The organism is Marinobacter xestospongiae (genome assembly GCF_023156385.1).
GTDB classification, from domain to species: Bacteria; Pseudomonadota; Gammaproteobacteria; order Pseudomonadales; family Oleiphilaceae; genus Marinobacter; species Marinobacter xestospongiae.
Window position 1 is genome coordinate 21,857 of sequence record NZ_JAKZAK010000024.1, and the last position, 19,768, is coordinate 41,624.

The window sequence follows — 19,768 nt, forward strand, 5'->3', positions numbered from 1 at the left end:
GCTGGGACGCTACAGCGCCTTCTGAATCATATCGGAGACACCATCCAGACCAGCGCCAATCACCGAGCGCTGGCCCTTCTGCCGCTTCTTGGCCACGTACAACGGCAGCATCTCGCCATACAGGCTGGTGCTGATCGTACGCTGCTCATCCTCCAGCCGGTCCCGGCGTAACCGTATACCATAGCGCAGCAGCTTGGGTTCCAGCTCATCGGCCCGGGCCAGCAGGTCACGGCGGGTCATCTGGTAGGCATGTTCACAGACCATACGCCGGGACTGGAAGCTGAATACGTTGGAAAAGAACAATTTGGCGTCGTCCCGGGTGGGCTCGAACAGCAACAGATCCTTGTCGGGATAATCCCGGGTGTACTGGGCAATGCCCGCCTGCATCCGCGAGTACACCATGGTGCGGAACATCTGGGACAACAGGTTGGGCATGCCGGAATGGGTCAGGGTGCCCGGACTCATACTCCCGGCGCGGACCGCCGCACTGGCATCAATCGGTACCTGGGGGTTTACCGCAAACACCAAGTCGGCGCCATCTTCGAACGCCACCGACGCATGCAACGCCTTACGCAATGTGCCATCGACGTAATAGCGGCTGTCAATGGAAACCGGCACGTAGATGCCCGGTGCCGCCGTGCTTGCCTGGATTGCCCGGGAAATGGGGACGTGATCAAAGCCGGGCGCACCGAAACAAACCGCTTCAGTGCTTTCCACGTCTGTCGCCACGATGTAGAGGCTGCGCTTGAGTTGGCGAAAATCGTTGGCTCGCCCCAGCATGGTGAAAGCGCTCTGCAGATAGTCGTGCAGGCCTTCATTGTCGAACAGACCGGAGGGCGCCGCCTGGGCCAGGATGGTGAGAGCCTCCAGCAGGCTTTGATCGTAGGGATTATTGACGAAACGGGAAAGCGCCGTGGTGACCAGGCGCGGCACCGACAGCAGCCGGCGGCCTATTTCCTTCAACGCCGGGCGATAAAACACATCGGGATGGAACGGATGCACTTCCGCCTCGTTGCGCACAAAGATCCGGCACAACTGGGCAGTGGTCACCTGGTTCGCCAGGTTGGCAGCGACAAAAGAACCGGCGTTGACCCCTACGTAGACATCAACGTCATTGAAATCCAGCCCATCCAGCGCCTCGTCGAGGGCTCGCAGGGCGCCGATCTCATAGATACCACCAAGCGGACCGCCGCCGCCCAAGGCCAGGCCGATGCGGGGCTTGGGTTTGATTTCCGTTCTTGTTGCCACCATCGCCGTCCATCCAAAGGGTTACGGTTGCAGAGTTGCTCGATCAACCTTACCAGCCACATTTAGAGTGCACACCCTATTTGCGGGCCAACTTCGCCCTGACGTGGTGCGCCAGGGGATCAGGACTGCTCCAGCAGCACCGAGGCGGAGGTTCGGCCCGGCCGCAAGTAGCGACCAAAGCCGGCACTGCGCAGCGACAGATCGACACAACTCTTGATGACGTGGGGGGAATCCAGCAACAGCACGTCTTCCAGCAGCTGCGCCGCCCATTCCCGACTCAGGCTCCGCAGCACGGATTTGACCTTGGGCAAACTCGCAGCGTTCATCGACAGGGCGTCGTAACCCATGGCCATCAGCAACACGGCACCACCCGGGTCCCCGGCCAGTTCGCCACAGATACTGACCGGCTTGCCTACGGCGTGGGCGTCATGGGCAATCCGCACCAGCGCCTGCAGCACCGCCGGGTGGTAGGAGTGGTACAGCTGGGCCACCCTGGGGTTGTTGCGATCCACCGCCAGCAGGTACTGGGTCAGGTCATTGGAGCCCACGGACAGGAAATCCACCCGGTCGGCCAGCTCCCGCACCTGGTAGACCGCCGCTGGCACCTCTACCATCACCCCTACCTTGGGCATGTGGATGTCGTAGCCCTCTTCCCGGACTTCGTGATAGACCCGATAAATCAGGTGCAGAGACTCCTCCACCTCCGAGATATTGCTGACCATGGGCAGCATGATCTGGAGGTTGTTGAGCCCCTCGCTGGCCTTCAGCATTGCGCGGACCTGGACCAGGAAAATCTCCGGATGGTCCAGCGTCACCCGGATACCCCGCCAACCCAGGAACGGGTTTTCTTCCTGGATTGGAAAGTAGGTCAGCGCCTTGTCCCCACCAACGTCGAGCGTACGCATGGTGACCGGGTTGGGGGCAAACGCCTCCAATTGCTCCCGGTAGTACTCCCGCTGTTCCTGTTCGGAGGGGAAACGGTCCTTGATCATGAACGGCACTTCGGTTCTGTAGAGTCCGATTCCTTCAGCGCCATGGCTGAGCGACCGCACGACATCGGTCATCAGCCCGGTATTGACCAGCAACGACACCCGGTGGCCATCGGTGGTCTCACAAGGCTTGTCCCGCAGCACTTCCAGGCCACGAACCAGCTCGTCCTCCTCGTCGCAGATCTCCTGGTAGAAGGCTCGCAGGTCTGGTGACGGCGTGGCGTAGATCTGGCCCTCGAAACCGTCGACGATCAGCTCCTTACCATCGAGCTGGTTGACGGGAATATCCACCAGTCCCATGACCGTGGGGACCCCCATGGCCCGAGCCAGGATGGCAACGTGGGAATTTCCGGAACCACGCACCGACACCAGACCCACCAACTGCTCCCGCGGCACTTCGCCCAGCATCGCCGGGGTCAGTTCCTCGCTTACCAGCACGGTGCGATCGGGATAATCCTGCTCCTGCTGGTCACCCTCCTGGAGGTGGGACAGGAGGCGCCGTCCCAGATCACGGATGTCCACCGCCCGTTCCCGCAGGTACAGGTCGTCCATCATCTCGAAGTGACGCACGTACTGCTGCACTACCTGTTTCAGGGCGCCCTGGGCCCACAAGCCTTCCCGGATGCGATTGTTCACTTCCGCCGGCAGGGCGTTATCGCCCAGCATTCTCAGGTACACCTCGAACAGCGCCTGTTCTTCCGGGCGCAACTGGGACGCCAGGCGCCGGGCCACCCGCTCAATGTCCTCGCGGACCGCAGTGACTGCGCCGGCAAACAGCTGCAGTTCCTGATCGATGTCTTCGGTCTGCTTCTCCGGCACCACATCCAGATCGGCAGCGGGATAGACCACCACGCCCTGGCCGATCGCGACGCCAGGCGCGCCGGCAACCCCGCTGAAACTGACATCTCGGGCCTCTTCGCCGGTCAGGGACAGGCCACTGATCGCCCCGGTCGCTTCACTGTGGGCAATCACCCCCGCCAACTGGGCGGAGACCGTGACCAGGAACGCTTCTTCGCCCTCGTCGAAACAGCGGGAACTCTCGCGCTGTTGTACCACCAGCACACCCAGTACCCGGCGGTGGTGAATGATCGGCACCCCCAGGAACGATCGGAAGCGTTCTTCACCGGTTTCCGGGAAATAGCGATAACGGGGGTGGGAGGTGGCATCTTCGAGGTTGATGGGCTCTTCACGAGACCCCACCAGCCCGATCAAGCCTTCGGAGTGACCCAGGCTGACCTTGCCCACCGCTTCGCGGTAGAGCCCTTCGGTCGCCATCAGGATATAGCGGTTGGAAGACGGGTCCAGCAGGTAAACCGAGCATACCTCGGTCTCCATGGCGTTCTGCACCCGCGAAACAATGATCTCCAGCGCCTCCTGCAGGTCTCGGGCGCTGTTCACTTCTTGTACCAGATTTCGCAGTATGCCTAGCATCGCCGGCTCAGTCCGTCATCATGAATGGGTATGCTCCCGGAGCCCTGCTTCACCGCGACGAAACCGCTCCAGGTCATGGAACAGTCGTGGTGCCAGCTCCCTGAGTGCGCGTCGGTAAACCTCGCGTTTAAAGGAAACCACCTGGCCCAGAGGGTACCAATAACTTACCCACTGCCAGCCATCAAATTCCGGAGAATCGGTTCCATCGACACGCACCTGCGCGTCCGGCGAAAGCATCCGCAACAGGAACCACTTTTGCTTCTGGCCTACGCAGACCGGGTGCGAATTGTGTCGCACCATGCGTCGCGGAAGCCGATAGCGTAGCCAGCCCCGAGTACAGCTGATGATCTCGACATCGGCCGCACTGAGGCCCACTTCTTCCGCCAGTTCCCGATATAACGCCTCTTCCGGTGACTCATCGTGCTTGATGCCACCCTGGGGAAACTGCCAGGAATCCTGCCCAATTCGCCTTGCCCAGAGGACTTCCCCCCGGTGGTTCGCCAAAATGATTCCGACGTTGGGCCTGAAACCATCTGCATCGATCACGGCACAGCCCTCTGATTCATCTGTACTCGACGCTCCGGACCCGCCCTGCCCCTGACCGGGGTGGCAACTGGCACCGGAGCCTGAGAACAAGCACTCCCTAGAGTGCGGTTCTTGTCGGTAAAAATTGTCCAAGTTAGCTTCATTCTTACAGAAAGCCCAGGATTCGGCAAACCACGCCGGCCCCTGCAAAGGCCGTGATACACTGGCGGTTTGCCGCCGGTATGGCAGCCACCAATCATCCGAATTCAAACCAACCGAAGGAGTACCCGGTGACTCTCGCCATCTTTGACTTGGACAAGACCCTGCTCGCGGGTGACAGCGATCACGCCTGGGGGGAGTTCCTGGTGGAACAGGGCATTGTCGACGCCGAACTTTACCGCCGTGAGAACGACCGCTTCTATCAGGAGTACCTCAGCGGCCAGCTCGATATCGAGGATTACCTGAGTTTCGCCCTGGCCCCACTGGCTGCCCACGATATGGCGCAGCTCCAGCAATGGCGTGAACAGTTCCTGGCAGAAAAGATCCGGCCCATGATGCAGACCAAGGCGACCGATCTGATCGACCAGCACCGCAATCAGGGCCATACCCTGATGATTATTACCGCCACCAACCGTTTCATCACCGAGCCCGTCGCCGGGTTACTGGGCATTGAGCACCTGATCGCCACCGACCCGGAGCTGCAGGATGGCCGCTATACCGGCCGGGTAGCTGGCACGCCCAGTTTCCGCGACGGCAAGGTCAGCCGGTTGAACAGCTGGCTCGACGAACACAGTGCCAATCTGGAGGGCGCCTGGTTCTACAGCGATTCCCACAATGACCTGCCACTGTTGCGCCAAGTGGCCAACCCGGTGGCGGTCGACCCGGACCCGGAACTCCAGCGCACCGCCCAGCAACAGGGCTGGCCGATTCTGTCACTGCGAGACTGACGGACCCGCGACATGACCCTACGTCCCGCCACGATTGCCCTGGCCACCGTCTTGCTGGCGGCGTGCAACCCGCCCGCGGAGCCTCCGCCAGCCCAACCGGGCTCATCCGCCGCGCCCACGCCCGAGGTGAGTGCCCGCAGCGACAGGGCCTGCCAACTGGCGACCGATCTGGAGCAGCAGATCCGGCACTTCGTCTCAGAACCTGAGACAGCCCGCCTGATGGATGTCCGCGCGGCCTGGCGACAGGCCCATGAGCAGTATCGTCTGGTCTGGTCCGACTACCAGCAGGCAGGGTTAACGCTGCCCCAGCACGGCGATGACCGGGACACCCTGGATGCCTGGCCGATGCTCCCGGGGTACCTGGATCAGGTACCAAGCTATCCCAAGAGCGGCCTGGTACACGCCGACCTCGCGCTGTCGCAGAGCTTTCTGGCGCTCGAACACCAGTCCACCGACTTCCACTATCTCACCCGGGGCTTTCATCCTATCGAGTTTCTGCTGTGGGGGGAGCCGGCAGAGGCCGCTGCCGACCGGATAAAGCATTTCGTCAGCCCGGAGCCGGCACCGGCCATTGACGCAGCCCAGCGGCGAAGACAGTTATTGGGGCTGATGGCGGAGGACCTGACCGCACAGCTGCAGACCGTGTGCCGCCCTTCAGAGCAGGGAAAACTGAGCCAGGCGCTGGCAAGTCAGGAAACGGTGATCAAGCTGACCACCGTCGCCAACGACGTCGATCACGGAGGCTGGTCACAGCAACCGGCCGCCGATGGTGGCGCGGCGTCAGAAGAAGCCGGTCAGTGAACGGACGAAGCAGGCCTTTATGTAATCGGTTTCCGGAATGCCGGGGATGGTTGGGTGATCCGGCGCCTGATGGCCCTGCTCCAGCAACTGCACAAAGCGGTCAATCTTGCGGCCACTGCCACGAATGATGTCCACCAGTCGGTCCTGGGACAGGTGCATGGAACAGGACGCCGACACCAGAACGCCGTCCCGGGCAAGTAACCGCAGTCCAAGCTGGTTTAGACGGGCGTAAGCCTGCTCACCGGCTTTCTGGTCCCGGCGACGGGGAATCAGCGCTGGCGGATCAAGCACCACCACATCGAATTTTTCCTTCTCCGCCGTCAACGCCTTAAGGGCATCAAAGGCGTCACCTTCCAGTGTGTCGACGGTGTCGAGTCCGTTCAGTCCGGCGTTGTGATGAACCGCCTCGATGGCCACCGGAGAACTGTCAACACAGGTCACAGCGCTGGCGCCAGCGGCGGCGGCCTGAATGCCCCAACCACCGACATAACTGAACACATCCAGCACACGCTTGCCGGCAACATAAGACTGCAGCCGCTGACGGTTCATCCGGTGATCGTAGAACCAGCCGGTTTTCTGGCCACCTGCCAGGGGTACCTCAAAACGAACGCCATTCTCGATGACCGACAGGGTCTGTTGTTCCGGCCCATGGGCCTGCTCAATGTAGCTCTCCAGCCCTTCCACCGAGCGCATCTTGCCGTCGTTCTTGAGCACAATGGCCGCCGGCTGCACCAGGCGCTGGATTGCCCGAACAATGGCGTCCTTCATGGATTCCATGCCGGCGGTGGAAATCTGCACCACCACGGTGTCGCCAAAACGGTCCACCACCAGCCCGGACAGGCCATCGCTATCGCCAAACACCCAACGGTAGAAGGGCTCAGCGAACAGCCGCTGACGCATCGACAGGGCGGCCTCCAGACGCTGGGTCAACCGCTGGGGCGTCATACCATGAGCCGGGGCGCGACTGATCAGCCGCCCACAGATAAGAGCATGGGGATTGACGAACAGGGTACCCAGCGGCCGGTCAGATGCCGACCGCAACTCGGCCTGGCTTCCAGCCTCAAAGTCCGTCAACGGCGAACGCCGGGTATCCACCTCGTTGCTGTAAACCCAGAGGTGACCCGCCTTGATACGACGCTCAGCGCCCTTGCGGAGATAGAGAACCGGAAACTTCATCACTGCACCTGCTTCATCAAAAGAGCGCGGATTATACACAACCCCACCCCATCGGTGGGGTTGGAGCGGTAGGCAAACACCGTTACAGACTCACCGGTCACTGTAACGGTGCTGCTGCGTCTGTGAGATTAGACTGTGAAAGCCGACAGCGTCGAGACATCAACCATGCCGCCACAACTAACCGACGAACAGATCCAGCATGTTCTGCAAGGTATCCGGGTTCCGCCCCAGCCCCAGATTCTGGTAGACCTGCAGATGGAGCAGGCCATGCCCTCCTCCGACAACAGCCAGATCGCCCGCCTGATTCGCCAGGATGTTTCGCTGTCCGGGATGATGCTGAAATTCGTAAACTCACCGTTCTACAGCCTCAAGAACAAGATCACCTCCATTGAGCAGGCCCTGGACCTTCTCGGACCAACCACGGTGGTCAATATCGTCAATGGCCTGTCCATCAAGGGCGAGATGTCCGACGAGGCCATCGTCCGCCTGACCCGGTTCTGGGACACGGCGACCGACATCGCCATGGCCTCCGCCACCATCGCCAAGCAGATTGGCGCCCGAAATCCGGACGAAGCCTACGCTCTCGGCCTGTTCCACAACGCCGGCATACCGCTGATGCTGACCCGCTTCCGGGACTACGAGGATGTGATGATCGAGGCCTATGGTCAGTCCGAGACCGCCATCACGGACACCGAGAACCGCTATTTCAACACCAACCATGCAGTCGTGGGCTATTACACCGCCAAATCCTGGAACCTGCCCCGCCATATCTGTGAAACGATCGCCGAGCACCACGGTAGCGACCGCATCTTCTGCAACGGCGATAGCACCCAGGGCCAGAAGAAAACCCTGCTGGCAATCCTCAAGATTGCCGAACACCTGTGCGGCAACTACCGCATTCTGGGGCAACAGTCAGACGATTATGAATGGCGGCGAATTGAAAAGGGCGTGCTGGAATACGTGGGGCTGAGTTCGTACGACCTGGAAACCATGGCCGAGAACTTTCGGGATCTGGGGATCGAGATTCACGGGCACTGACCCCGATCAAGACAAACGGGCACCCGGCATAATGAGAACCAGAGCCCGGACGCATCGGCGCCCGGGCATTCAGGGATTACTCCTGCTCAGCCACTTTCTCGGCGTAAGCTTCGGCATCCAGCAGACTGTCCAGCTCACCGGTATCCGCCAACCGGACCTTGAACAGCCAACCGTCACCATACGGATCTTCGTTCACTTTCTCCGGCTCGTCTTCGAGACTCTCGTTGATCGCCAGTACCTCGCCGGTGACCGGGCTGAAGACGTCCGAAGCGGACTTGACGGATTCCGCCACACCGGCTTCCTCTCCGCCGTTAACGGTCGCACCGACCTCCGGCAGACCGATGTAGACAACGTCGCCCAGCTGTTCCTGGGCAAAGTCGGTGATGCCGACGGTAGCGGTTCCATCACCCTCATCCCGAACCCACTGATGGGTCTCGATGTATTTTACGTTGGCAGGCATTTCGCTCATTTTTGGTGTTCCTTGGCGTGCTTTTTCGCGCAGTTTACCCGAAGTTACCGGAAAGACTCCACGCTACCGGTGCCTAATCAGCAACCTTGGGAGCCTGGCCCATGCCCAGGAATGCCAACATCGCGGGCACGACCCGCTCCAGCCGCTGAAAACGGTGATCACCGCCGGGCTGAATCCAGCTGGGCACGCCCCGGTAGTAGGCCAGAGCGTCCCGATAATCGAGGGTTTCGTCACCGGTTTGTAGCAACAATAGCAGATTCTCGGGGGCGCTCAGGCTCTCGGGCTCCAACACCTTCAGGGCGGCCATGTGGGCCTCGGTCAGGGTGTAGTGTTCGTCGGTGTAGGGGTTGTACTGGGCCCCCAGGTAATCCCAGAGCAGATCGTAGGGACGCACCGCCGGGTTGATCAGTGCTGCCGGCACATCGAACCGCTGGCTGAGGGCGGTTGCGTAAAAGCCCCCGAGGGAACTGCCGATCAATCCCAGCGGCTGCCCCGCGCGCGCCTGAATCAGGTCGGCCGCCCGCGAGTAGGCCTGATCCGGATCAAACCCCAGCTCCGGCACGATCAGCTCAATACCGGGATGGAGCTGTGGCAGCCAGTCGCGCAGTTCACTGGCCTTTTGCGACCTGGGGGAACTGTTGAATCCGTGCAGATAGAGAATGGTGGCAGACAACGTCAGTACCCGGTGCTGTCGAGGTCAATGGAAAACTCGAAGTTCTCGGCCCGCACCACATCGGTGGCCAGCGCGCCATCCGGATGGAGTTCGAACCAGCGGTAACCCGGTGCCAGGTCCGCCACCGCAAAATCGGCCGATCCCGCCGCGAACTGAATGCAGGTGGAAGGCGAGGCCAGCAGGCGCACGTCCCCGCGTTGCTGATCCAGGGGCTGATGGATATGCCCCCACAGCACCACTCTGACCTGGGGAAAACGATCAACGATGGCCCAGAAGGCATCCCGGTTCCTGAGGCCGATGTTGTCCATCCAGCGGGAGCCCACATCCACCGGATGGTGATGCAGGGCGATCATGGTAGGCAGCTCCGGTGACCGGGCCAGAGCCCGCTCAAGAAACGCCAGTTCCCGGTCTGAGAGTTCGCCATGGACGTGCCCCGGCACCGAGGAATCCAACAGCAGGAATTGCCAGCCCCCCATCACAAGCTGCTTCTGGCCACCGACCGCGCCGGCCGCATGCCCCAGCACCACCGCATCATCATGGTTGCCCGGCAGCCATAGCGCCGGACACGCAAATTGCGCCAAACGCTCTGTCAGCACCTGATAGGCTTCGGCGGAACTGTCCTGGGCCAGATCACCGGTTGCCAGAATCAGGTCCGGTTCCCGGCCATCCACCTGTACCTGGGCGATGACAGCATCCAGACTGTCTCGGGTATTGACCCCCAACAGCTCCCCGTGCGGGTCCGCCATCAGATGGGGGTCCGTCAGCTGCAGCACCTGCAAGGGACGATTGGGCTTTGATTGGGTCATGACACCTGGCTATCCGGCAGAGCGTACTACCACCTTGCAGTACGTTTCAGACCGAGGTTATTGACTTTATTGGCAAGTTTCCTGAATAACGGTCACATTCTGTTCAATGTGGCGTCTGTAGCGCCTTAGCCTTTAGGCTAATACGATCCTTCAGGAAGCACCAGAGCGGCACCCCGCCCGTGAGGCCAGACCGGGAACCCAGCGTTAAAGGATCTAGGGCGCCTCACGCCTGGCAGGCCCCAGGTTGAGCTCAAACGGCGTATGGCCAAACTTGAGGCAGTAATCGAGCCAGTCCGCCAGGAAACTGTTGACCTGTACCTTTTCATCCGGGTGATGCATGTAGCGATTGGGGTAGTCGTTGACCGGCGCAATACGGCGGTCACGATAGCAGCTGATCACCTCCGCCAGGCTGGCGTCGTGGTATACCCGTACCGTCAGTTGCGGGTTGTTGAGCCAGCGACCACTGTTGTGGACCTGCTCAAGATAGAGGGTCTCGGTGTAGCGGGCGGCCTGCAGAACTTCAATACGCACCCGGCCCAGATAGAGATCGCCCCGATGCAACTCGAACTCAGACACCGGGCGTTCTTCCTGCTCCAGGTGGCGCAGCCGCTGCAGGCGCCGATAGTTTCCCTCTCCCAGCGCGCCCAGTCGCCGCAGGTCCGGAACATAACGCTTGGGCTTCATTACCCACTCGGTCATCTCAGGCCCAGGCCTCCCGCAAACGTTGGTGATTGAGCTGCAACCATTGCAGACCAATGATCGCAGCGGCGTTGTTGATCCGGCCGTCCGCCACCATGGCCAGCGCCTCGACCACAGGCACGACATGAACCCGGATGTCCTCATGCTCTGCGGCAATGCCATGGAGCCCGCCCGCACGGGAAGCGTCCACCCGGCCACAGAACAGGTGAATCATTTCATCGGTGCCGCCGGGGGACACCAGATACTCACAGATTTTTTCCAGTGTCTGGAAGCTAAGGCCAGCCTCTTCATCGCCTTCGCGCTGGGCCACCTGCTCTGGAGTTTCTCCCACCTCGTTCATGCCCGCCACCAGCTCCAGCAGCCAGGGCGACTGGTCGCGACCGATCACACCAGCACGGAACTGCTCCAGCAACACCACCTCGTCCCGCTGGGGATCGTAAGGCAACACGCAGGTGGCATCTCCCCGCAAGAAGAGTTCGCGGGTGAACTGAGGCATCCGGCCGCCATCAAAACGGGGATGGCTGAGCCACAGTTTATCCATCCGGAAGAACCCCTGATAGACCGTCTCCCGACGATCCACAGTAACATCCTGCTGGCCAAACCGGGCGGAGCCGGCACCTTGTTGCTGGGACATGAACAAACCTGTTGAGCGATGGGGACGAAAAAGACCGGCCTGGCTTCGCCAGACCGGTCTTGTCTGAAAACAAACGATAGCCGGACCCTGCCCGGCATTGCAAGGCAGGGTCTACACCTTCGTCAGCTACACCTTGTCGTAGAGCTTGCTACCCGACGCCCGGAACTGCTCGGACATTTCCTGCATTCCCACGTCCACCGCCTCAGCCTCAGCGACGCCCTTCTCAGCAGCGTAGTCCCGGACCTCCTGAGAGATCTTCATGGAGCAGAACTTGGGGCCACACATGGAGCAGAAATGCGCCACCTTGGCGGAGTCCTTGGGCAGGGTTTCATCGTGGTAGGCACGGGCGGTGTCCGGGTCAAGACCGAGGTTGAACTGGTCTTCCCAGCGAAACTCGAAGCGGGCCTTGGACAGCGCATTGTCACGCACCTGGGCACCAGGATGGCCCTTTGCCAGATCGGCCGCATGGGCAGCGATCTTGTAGGTGATGATGCCGGTCTTGACATCGTCCTTGTTGGGCAGGCCCAGGTGTTCCTTCGGGGTGACGTAGCACAGCATGGCGCAACCGTACCAGCCGATCATAGCCGCGCCGATACCGGAGGTGATGTGGTCGTAGCCCGGTGCAATGTCGGTGATCAGCGGCCCCAGGGTGTAGAACGGCGCTTCATCGCAGCACTCCAGCTGCTTGTCCATGTTCTCCTTCACCAGGTGCATGGGCACATGGCCAGGGCCTTCGATCATGACCTGAACGTCGTGCTTCCAGGCGATCTTGGTCAGCTCACCCAGGGTTTCCAGTTCACCGAACTGAGCCGCGTCGTTGGCATCGGCAATGGAGCCGGGGCGCAGGCCATCACCAAGACTGAAGGACACATCGTAGGCCTTCATGATCTCGCAGATTTCCTCGAAGTGCTCATACAGGAAGCTTTCCTGATGATGCGCCAGACACCATTTCGCCATGATCGAGCCGCCCCGGGAAACAATTCCGGTAACCCGGCTGGCGGTCAGCGGTACATGGTGCAGTCGCACGCCGGCATGGATGGTGAAGTAGTCAACGCCCTGCTCCGCCTGCTCAATCAGGGTGTCGCGGAAGATTTCCCAGGTCAGGTCCTCAGCCACACCGCCCACTTTCTCCAGCGCCTGATAGATCGGCACGGTACCGATCGGCACCGGTGAGTTGCGGATGATCCAGTCCCGGGTTTCGTGGATGTTCTTGCCGGTGGACAGGTCCATGATGGTATCCGCGCCCCAGCGAATGCCCCAGGTCAGCTTCTCCACCTCTTCTTCAATCGAGGAAGTAACGGCGGAGTTGCCGATGTTGCCGTTGATCTTCACCAGGAAGTTGCGGCCGATGATCATCGGCTCGGTTTCCGGATGGTTGATGTTGGCGGGGATGATGGCGCGTCCACGGGCCACTTCGTCACGGACAAACTCCGGGGTGATTTCCTCCGGCAGCGAAGCCCCCAAGGGTTGTCCCGGATGCTGGGCTTTCAGCAGGCCTTTTTCCCGGGCCTCCTGCAGCTTCTGGTTCTCGCGGATGGCGATGTATTCCATCTCCGGTGTCACGATGCCCTGGCGGGCGTAGTGCATCTGGGTCACGTTCTGGCCGGCCTTGGCCCGCAGCGGCTTGCGCTCGTCCATGAAGCGGAGCGGGTCCAGCTGTGGGTCCTGCATGCGGCGACGGGTAAAGGCGGAGGTGTAGCCCTCAAGACGCTCGACATCACCACGCTCTTCAATCCAGCCGGCACGCAGTGGCGCCAGGCCTTTGCGCAGATCGATCGTTGCTTCGGGATCGGTGTAGGGGCCGGAAGTGTCGTAGACCACCACTGGCGGATTGGCTTCGCCACCCATTTCGGTAGGCGTATCGGAGACCTCAATCTCCCGCATTGGCACCCGGATGTCGGAACGGCTGCCTTCCACGTAAATCTTGCGGGATTTGGGGAGTGGCTTCACGGCAGCGGAATCAACCTTCGCCGAATCACTCAGGTAATCTGGTATCGTCGTCATCAGAGCGCCCCTGCTTGTGTGATTGTCATTGGGTCGCGTATGACGGCGCCTGCCCGCCATGGCCGGAGCCCTGGGCAGTGCGAAGATCTTGCCTCGAATCCCTACGCCGGTATTAACCGGTTCAGGTCAGCGGGTTCTGCCAAGCAATCTCAGCCAGCCGTAACTATGGCCAGCACCCCGTCAAGACGCGATATTTTGTAGCGGTACACCCTTGCAAGAGTGCCCGCTGCAAGTGTAGAGATCATCCCCAATATTGTCCATAATGACCGCGCCTGCCCGTTCAGGACCCACTGTAAGGATTTGAGCTTTCAACAGATTTGGCCGGGCGTTGATAATGATTCAGGAGATGACATGAAAAAACGACTGCTCTCGGGACTGATCGGCCTGCTGGTGGCGCAGCCGGCACTGTCCGTGGATCTGATGGAGACGTACCAGAAGGCTCTGTCCTACGATTCCGGCATCGCCGCCGCCCGAGCCACCTACGAGGCCCAACAGGCCAACGTGGATGTCAGCCAGAGTACCCTGCTGCCACAGATTGGCGCTTTTGGCTCCGCAGGTTACACCGACCAGGACGGTCCCAACGTCGATAACGGCTCCCGTACCCTGTCCTACGGTGTGCAACTGACCCAGCCGGTGTTCCGGGCCGACAACTGGTACCGCTACGATGCCAGCCAGTTCCAGAGCGAATCGGCCCGTGCCCAGTACAATCTGGCGCAGCAGCAACTGATGCTGGATGTGGCCACCGCGTATTTCAATGTCCTGCGGGCTACCGACAACCTGACCACAACCCGGGCCGCCGAAACCGCCATCCAGCGCCAGTACGAGCAAGCCCAGGAACGCTTCGATGTTGGCCTGATTGCCATCACCGAAGTCTATGAAGCCCGCGCCAGCTACGACACCGCCAAGAGCACCCGCATCGCCGCTGAGAGCAACGTCGACATTGCCCGTGAGCAACTGGCCCGTCTCACCGGTGAATTCACCGAAGACCTGGAGAATCTGGAACAGACCTTCCCGCTGAATCGGCCGCAGCCAGGCAACCCCACCGATTGGGAAAGTACCGCACTGGAGCAGAACTGGCGCATCCAGTCAGCCCAGTACGACCTTGATGCCAGCGAGTCAACGCTGAAGACCGCCAAAGCCGGCCACTACCCGACGGTCAATCTGGAAGCAGCCTATGGCGATGCCGATGTGGACGGCGCCATGACACCCCAGCGTGACGGCTCCACCACCGAGTCCTCCATCAGCCTGACTGTGAACGTACCCCTGTACATGGGCGGTGGCACCGAGGCCGGCGTGCGGCAGCAGCGCTCGCTGGTGGAAGTGGCCCAGAAAAGCCTGGAAACCGTGCGGCGGGATGTACGGGTGAATACCCGCAGCCTGTTCCGTACCGTCAACACCAACATCGAGTCCGCCGCTGCGCTGGAGCAGAGCATTGTCTCCCGGCGCAGTGCCCTGGACGCGACCCGGGCCGGTTACGAGGTCGGCACCCGTAACATCGTCGAGGTGCTGGATGCCGAGCGCGCCTACTACGTAGCCCTGCGTGACTATGCCAACGCTCGCTACGACTACGTCATCAACTCCCTGAGCCTCAAGCAGGCCGCCGGTACTTTGAGCCCACAGGATCTGATGGACCTCAATAACTGGCTCAGTGCCACCGCCCCCGGCATTGAGGCCCTCGCCAACGACGACAAAACCCACGACCCGATGGCGCAGTAAGCTCTACCCGAAAACAGTAAGCTCTGCGCAACAAAAAGGGATGCTCTCGGGCATCCCTTTTCTGTTCTTTGCAAAGCCCAGCAGGCGTCAACGCATCCCACGCCACCCGCAAGCCACTCAGGCCGCCCCGGCTCCCTCCTCCTGGGCGCGGCTGATAATGCCATCCACCACCCGGTTCAACGCCCCCCGGTTGGCATCCACCACCGCCAGCGCATTGCGGCCCGCCAGCTGCGCGGTCGCCGGCTCCCGAATGAATTCGGCCAACCGCTGGTGCAACGCCTCGCTGTCTGCCACTACAGACACACCTGCGCCCTGTTGCAGATGGCCATAAATCGTCTCGAAGTTGAACACATGGGGCCCGGACAAAACCGGGATGCCCCAGGCAGCCGGCTCCAGCGGATTATGCCCACCCCGTTCGATCAGCGATCCGCCCACGAAAGCCAGATCAGCCGCACCATACAGCATCAGCAGTTCCCCCATGGTGTCACCGAGGTAGACCTGGACACCCGAGCCGTCATCGTTCCTGGAACGGCGCGCCAGCGTCAGCCCCTGGCTCTGGATCAGTCGGGCAACCGACTCAAAACGCTCGGGATGGCGGGGCACAATCACCAGCAGCGCCTTGGGAACGTCCTCCAACAACCGCTGATGTGCGGCCAGGATCTGCTGATCCTCGCCATCGTGGGTGCTGGCGGCAATCCACATCGGCCGATCCTCACCGAGCCGGGTTCGCAGGGCTCGGGCCTGTTGTCGAACCGCATCGGTGATATCCACATCAAACTTGATGCTGCCGGTGACCGACACCGTTTCCGGCTTGGCGCCGATGCGCAGGAACCGGTCCGCATCGTCCTGCGCCTGGGCCGCGATCCAGCGGATGCTGGCCAGCAGCGGCGTCACCAGCGAGCCGATCTTGGCGTAGCCCCTGGCCGAACGCTCCGACAGGCGGGCATTGATCAGGAAAATCGGCACTTGCCGCCGACGGGTCAGGGCAATCATGTTGGGCCACAGCTCGGTTTCCATGATCACCAGCGCGCGGGGATTGATGCGGTCGACAAAACGTCGCACCGAACCTGGCGTGTCGTAGGGGGAATAGGCGTACTTGACCTGGTCGCCGAAGATGGCCTGGGCCCGCTCAAGGCCGGTGACCGTCATTGCCGTCATCAGGATGGTGGCATCGGGATTACGCCGTAACAGCGTCTTCACCAACGGCGCCGCAGCGATGGTTTCGCCGACAGACACCGCATGAACCCAGATCACCGGCTCCCGGAACCGCTGCACCAGGCCAACCCGCTGCAACCAGTGCCGCCGGATCTTGGGGTTGTCACGCCCACTCCACCACAGCCTCACCAGCACAAATGGCAGGGCCAGGCGAAAAACCAGGGAGTAGAAAAAGTGCAGCATGTTGATCCTGTCCTGAAAGGCCAGCCTGGACGATAACCGGCAAAATGGGCGTTCACAGCCCGGGCATTCTACCGGAATGGCCGGGCTGTGACCCGCCCTGCCCCGGTCCATCATAAAGAACCGGACTTGCCTCACATCACTCGAGAAGCGTTTGACTGTAGCCAATAACGGCGACCCTGTTAGAATTCCGGCCAACCCTGTTATGAGCCGAACTATGACAGCCAGACGCCAAAAGAAAATCCGCGACACCCGTTACAGCCACTACCTGTCACCCCGCTGGTGGCCCACCTGGGCACTCGTGGGACTGATCTGGCTGGCGGCACAGCTGCCCATCAGTTGGCAGTGGCAACTAGGCAGGGCGCTGGGCGAAATCGCCTATCGGCTGCTTCCCCGTCGTCGCCACATCACTGAAACCAACATTCGCCTGTGTTTTCCGGAGCTGTCGGCGGAGCAGCAGCAAGCGCTGGTAAGGAAGAGCTTCCATTCAAACGGCATTGGCATCATGGAGATTGGCTTGGCCTGGTTCCGCAATCCGGAACGCTTCCGCGCCATCACCCGGGTCCACGGCCTGGAACACGTTGAGACCGCGCTGGCCCGGGGCCAGGGAATCCTGCTACTGGGCGGCCACTACAGCACGCTCGATCTTGGCGGCAGTCTGGTGTCGCTGTTCATCGATGCCGACGTCATGCAGCGGGACCACAACAACCCACTGATGAACGCGGTGATGACCCGGGCCCGGGAGCGCCGCTACGGCGTTGCTCTCGGCGCCAAGGACCTGCGGGGACTGCTGAAACGGCTGAAGCAAAATCGCATTGTCTGGTACGCCACAGATCAGGACTATGGTCGCAAGGGCATAGTGTTTGCACCGTTTTTTGACGTCCCCGCCGGCACCATCACCGCCACGTCCCGCATTGCCGAACGCAGTGGCTGCACCGTGCTGCCTTTCAGCCACTTTCGGCGCGACAGTGAGGTCGGTTACGACATCTATTTTCATCCACCGCTGGCGAACTTCCCGTCCGGTGACGACCTCGCCGACGCCTCCCTCGCCAACCTCACCATTGAGCGGGAAATCCGGCGTTTTCCGGACCAGTACCTGTGGATGCATCGCCGCTTCAAGACCCGGCCATCGCCGAATGACCCCGACCTGTACCGGGAAACCGCACAATGACCACCGCAGCCACCGCCAAAACGCCGGTGGTCTGGCTGCTGACCGACGGCAAACCCGGCCACCGCAATCAGCTGCGGGGACTGGCCAGCCGACTGCAGGTGTTGCTGGGCGCGAGCCTCTACTGGCTGTCGACTCCCGAGATCGCAGTGAGTTTCTGGCAGGCCCTGAGAGCACGGGCTCCGGACATTGACGCCCCCAGCCCGCACCTGATCCTGGCGGCGGGCTCCGGTACCCACCGCCTGCTGCTAGCGCTGCGGCGACAACCGGGATGCCGCACGGTGGTGCTGATGAAGCCGGCGTTCCCACGACGCTGGGTCGACGCCATGATCCTGCCCCAGCACGACCGGGTACCCGCCAGTAAACGGGTATTCACCACCCTTGGCGCGCTCAACGCCATAACCCCCCTGGGCCAGCTTACCGGCAAACCCGAAGCGCTGCTGTTGATTGGCGGCCCATCGAAACACTTTGTGTGGGACAGCGACACCATTCTCGACCAGGTCCGCACCCTTATACAGCGCTACCCGGACTGGCGCTGGACCCTGGCCAACTCCCGTCGTACTCCGGCACCGCTGAGCCATGCCCTGAACGCGCTGGAAGACGTTCACATCACCTGGGTCGACCACCAACAGACAGATGCTGACTGGGTGCCTCAACAACTGGCCCGTTCGCGGGCGGTCTGGGTCACCCCGGACAGCAACTCCATGGTGTTCGAAGCCTTGACCGCGGGGGTGCCAACCGGGCTGTTCTCCTTGACGGCAAAGCCGGGCAGCCGCCTGGCAGCCGGCCTCGGTGCCCTGGTGACAGATGGTTATGTTACGCTCTGGGACCAGCAGGCAACGCTGATGTCATCTTCCCCCCGGCGCCCACCGCCCCTGTGGGAAGCCGATCGCGCCGCACGCTGGTTGATCCAGGAGGTTCTCGGGAGTCAACTATGAGAGTTCTGCAGGTATTGCCGGCACTGGAAAGTGGCGGCGTGGAACGGGGTACCGTGGAGTTCGCTGCCGAGCTGGTGCGCCAGGGGCACGAATCCCTCGTGCTGTCCGCCGGCGGTCCGCTGGTGGAGCTGCTGCATCGCCAGGGTTCCCGGCACATCACCATGCCAGTACATCGCAAGTCACTGGCCTCTTTCGGTCAGATTCGGCCAGTACGCCAATTGCTGAAAGAGCTGCAGCCGGACATTGTCCACGTCCGTTCCCGAATGCCGGCCTGGATCGTCCGGCTGGCCTGGAAAGGCCTGCCTGCCGACCAGCGTCCGGCACTGGTGTCGACCTTTCACGGCATGTACTCGATCAACCCCTACTCCGCCATCATGGCCAAGGCCGACCACATCATTGCGGTGTCCGAGTGCGTGCGGGACTACGTCCTAAACCACTACCCGGTGGACCCGGCCAAACTGACGGTGATCCAGCGCGGAGTCGATGTGGATGCGTTCAGCGGCCCCACACCTGACCCACAATGGCAACAACGCTTCTTCCAGACCTACCCTCACCTGGTGGGTAAACAGCTGATTTTGATGCCAGGGCGGATCTCCCGCTGGAAAGGCCAGCTGCTGTTCCTCGATGTCATCGCTGACCTGGTGCGCCGGGACAGCCGTTTCCACGGCGTTATCGTGGGCGGCCCGGAGGCCGGCAAGCAACGGTTTATGCGGGAACTGGAAACCCACTGCACTGAGCTCGGGCTGGACAGTGACATCAGTTTCCTGGGGCAGCGCTCCGATATTGCCGAGCTCTATCGCATTGCCACCCTGGTCTGTCACATGTCCACCAAACCGGAGCCCTTCGGCCGCACGGTCACCGAGGCGCTGGCCGCCGGTACGCCGGTGGTTGCCTTTGATCGCGGCGGCGCAGCGGAAACCCTGAAAGCCTGCTTCCCGGACGGTCTGGTACCGCCGGACGACCTGCGCAGCTTTGCCGAGCGGGCCATGGCACTGGCACAACGGACGTCCCACAGTATCCAGCTCCCGGAACGGTTTCGACTATCGGCGCAAACCTCGACCACAATCGCTATCTATCAGCAACTGCTGGCAAGCCAGCGCGGTCGCTGACC

At 61.6% G+C, this 19,768-nt stretch carries 18 protein-coding genes and 1 riboswitch; of the genes, 7 read left to right on the forward strand and 11 right to left on the reverse strand.

Annotation, left to right across the window (positions count from 1 at the left end):
• Positions 1-9: 9 nt before the first annotated feature.
• The 3 genes from MLD24_RS16735 to MLD24_RS16745 form a co-directional block, all read right to left on the reverse strand.
• A complete protein-coding gene (locus MLD24_RS16735) occupies positions 10-1,251 on the reverse strand; it encodes a patatin-like phospholipase family protein (protein WP_282450695.1) in 1,242 nt (413 codons plus the stop codon).
• Positions 1,252-1,367: 116 nt separating this feature from the next.
• A complete protein-coding gene (ptsP, locus tag MLD24_RS16740) occupies positions 1,368-3,668 on the reverse strand; it encodes a phosphoenolpyruvate--protein phosphotransferase (protein ID WP_248168159.1) in 2,301 nt (766 codons plus the stop codon).
• 18 nt (positions 3,669-3,686) lie between these two features.
• Positions 3,687-4,214 carry an RNA pyrophosphohydrolase gene (locus MLD24_RS16745; protein ID WP_227172369.1) on the reverse strand — a complete coding sequence of 176 codons (528 nt, stop codon included), beginning with the start codon at positions 4,212-4,214 and terminating at the stop codon, positions 3,687-3,689.
• A gap of 269 nt (positions 4,215-4,483) precedes the next feature.
• On the opposite strand from MLD24_RS16745, the gene MLD24_RS16750 reads away from it, so the two are divergent.
• Positions 4,484-5,140, forward strand: a complete 657-nt coding sequence (locus MLD24_RS16750) for a histidinol-phosphatase (protein WP_227172371.1) — start codon at positions 4,484-4,486, stop codon at positions 5,138-5,140.
• Between the two features lie 12 nt (positions 5,141-5,152).
• Positions 5,153-5,941: an imelysin family protein gene (locus MLD24_RS16755; protein ID WP_248168161.1), complete on the forward strand. Its 789-nt coding sequence runs from the start codon at positions 5,153-5,155 to the stop codon at positions 5,939-5,941.
• Here MLD24_RS16755 and MLD24_RS16760 read toward each other — a convergent pair.
• Positions 5,921-7,117, reverse strand: coding sequence for a class I SAM-dependent rRNA methyltransferase (locus MLD24_RS16760; RefSeq protein ID WP_248168163.1), 1,197 nt, complete (start codon positions 7,115-7,117; stop codon positions 5,921-5,923). The genes MLD24_RS16755 and MLD24_RS16760 overlap by 21 nt on opposite strands.
• A gap of 165 nt (positions 7,118-7,282) precedes the next feature.
• Here MLD24_RS16760 and MLD24_RS16765 point away from each other — a divergent pair, with 165 nt between their 5' ends.
• Positions 7,283-8,155: an HDOD domain-containing protein gene (locus MLD24_RS16765; protein WP_248168165.1), complete on the forward strand. Its 873-nt coding sequence runs from the start codon at positions 7,283-7,285 to the stop codon at positions 8,153-8,155.
• Positions 8,156-8,231: 76 nt separating this feature from the next.
• On the opposite strand, the gene gcvH is transcribed toward MLD24_RS16765, so the two are convergent.
• The 6 genes from gcvH to thiC form a co-directional block, all read right to left on the reverse strand.
• The gene (gene gcvH, locus MLD24_RS16770) at positions 8,232-8,624 is read right to left on the reverse strand and encodes a glycine cleavage system protein GcvH (RefSeq protein ID WP_248168167.1); all 393 of its coding nucleotides are present in this window, start codon (positions 8,622-8,624) and stop codon (positions 8,232-8,234) included.
• Between the two features lie 73 nt (positions 8,625-8,697).
• Positions 8,698-9,297, reverse strand: a complete 600-nt coding sequence (locus MLD24_RS16775) for a YqiA/YcfP family alpha/beta fold hydrolase (RefSeq protein ID WP_248168169.1) — start codon at positions 9,295-9,297, stop codon at positions 8,698-8,700.
• Positions 9,298-9,299: 2 nt separating this feature from the next.
• Positions 9,300-10,103 (reverse strand): 3',5'-cyclic-AMP phosphodiesterase, encoded by an 804-nt coding sequence (cpdA, locus tag MLD24_RS16780; RefSeq protein ID WP_248168171.1) that lies wholly within the window; start codon positions 10,101-10,103, stop codon positions 9,300-9,302.
• Positions 10,104-10,316: 213 nt separating this feature from the next.
• Positions 10,317-10,802 carry a DUF1249 domain-containing protein gene (locus tag MLD24_RS16785; RefSeq protein WP_248168173.1) on the reverse strand — a complete coding sequence of 162 codons (486 nt, stop codon included), beginning with the start codon at positions 10,800-10,802 and terminating at the stop codon, positions 10,317-10,319.
• A 1-nt stretch (position 10,803) separates the two neighbouring features.
• Entirely contained in the window at positions 10,804-11,436 is a 633-nt protein-coding gene (locus MLD24_RS16790; protein WP_248168175.1) for an NUDIX domain-containing protein, read from the reverse strand.
• A 126-nt stretch (positions 11,437-11,562) separates the two neighbouring features.
• Entirely contained in the window at positions 11,563-13,440 is a 1,878-nt protein-coding gene (thiC, locus tag MLD24_RS16795; RefSeq protein WP_248168176.1) for a phosphomethylpyrimidine synthase ThiC, read from the reverse strand.
• 80 nt (positions 13,441-13,520) lie between these two features.
• Positions 13,521-13,630: riboswitch (TPP riboswitch) on the reverse strand.
• Positions 13,631-13,791: 161 nt separating this feature from the next.
• Between thiC and MLD24_RS16800 the strand changes: the two genes are divergently transcribed.
• Positions 13,792-15,156 (forward strand): TolC family outer membrane protein, encoded by a 1,365-nt coding sequence (locus MLD24_RS16800; RefSeq protein ID WP_248168178.1) that lies wholly within the window; start codon positions 13,792-13,794, stop codon positions 15,154-15,156.
• A gap of 117 nt (positions 15,157-15,273) precedes the next feature.
• On the opposite strand, the gene waaA is transcribed toward MLD24_RS16800, so the two are convergent.
• A complete protein-coding gene (waaA, locus tag MLD24_RS16805) occupies positions 15,274-16,554 on the reverse strand; it encodes a lipid IV(A) 3-deoxy-D-manno-octulosonic acid transferase (protein ID WP_248168180.1) in 1,281 nt (426 codons plus the stop codon).
• 214 nt (positions 16,555-16,768) lie between these two features.
• On the opposite strand from waaA, the gene lpxL reads away from it, so the two are divergent.
• From lpxL to MLD24_RS16820, 3 genes are read left to right on the forward strand one after another with little or no spacing between them, the layout of a single operon-like run.
• Positions 16,769-17,722 carry an LpxL/LpxP family Kdo(2)-lipid IV(A) lauroyl/palmitoleoyl acyltransferase gene (gene lpxL, locus MLD24_RS16810; RefSeq protein ID WP_227172398.1) on the forward strand — a complete coding sequence of 318 codons (954 nt, stop codon included), beginning with the start codon at positions 16,769-16,771 and terminating at the stop codon, positions 17,720-17,722.
• On the forward strand, positions 17,719-18,657 hold the full coding sequence (locus tag MLD24_RS16815) for a mitochondrial fission ELM1 family protein (RefSeq protein ID WP_248168182.1): 939 nt from the start codon (positions 17,719-17,721) through the stop codon (positions 18,655-18,657). Before lpxL ends, MLD24_RS16815 begins: the two co-directional genes overlap by 4 nt.
• Positions 18,654-19,766, forward strand: coding sequence for a glycosyltransferase family 4 protein (locus tag MLD24_RS16820; protein WP_248168184.1), 1,113 nt, complete (start codon positions 18,654-18,656; stop codon positions 19,764-19,766). Before MLD24_RS16815 ends, MLD24_RS16820 begins: the two co-directional genes overlap by 4 nt.
• Positions 19,767-19,768: the final 2 nt, after the last annotated feature.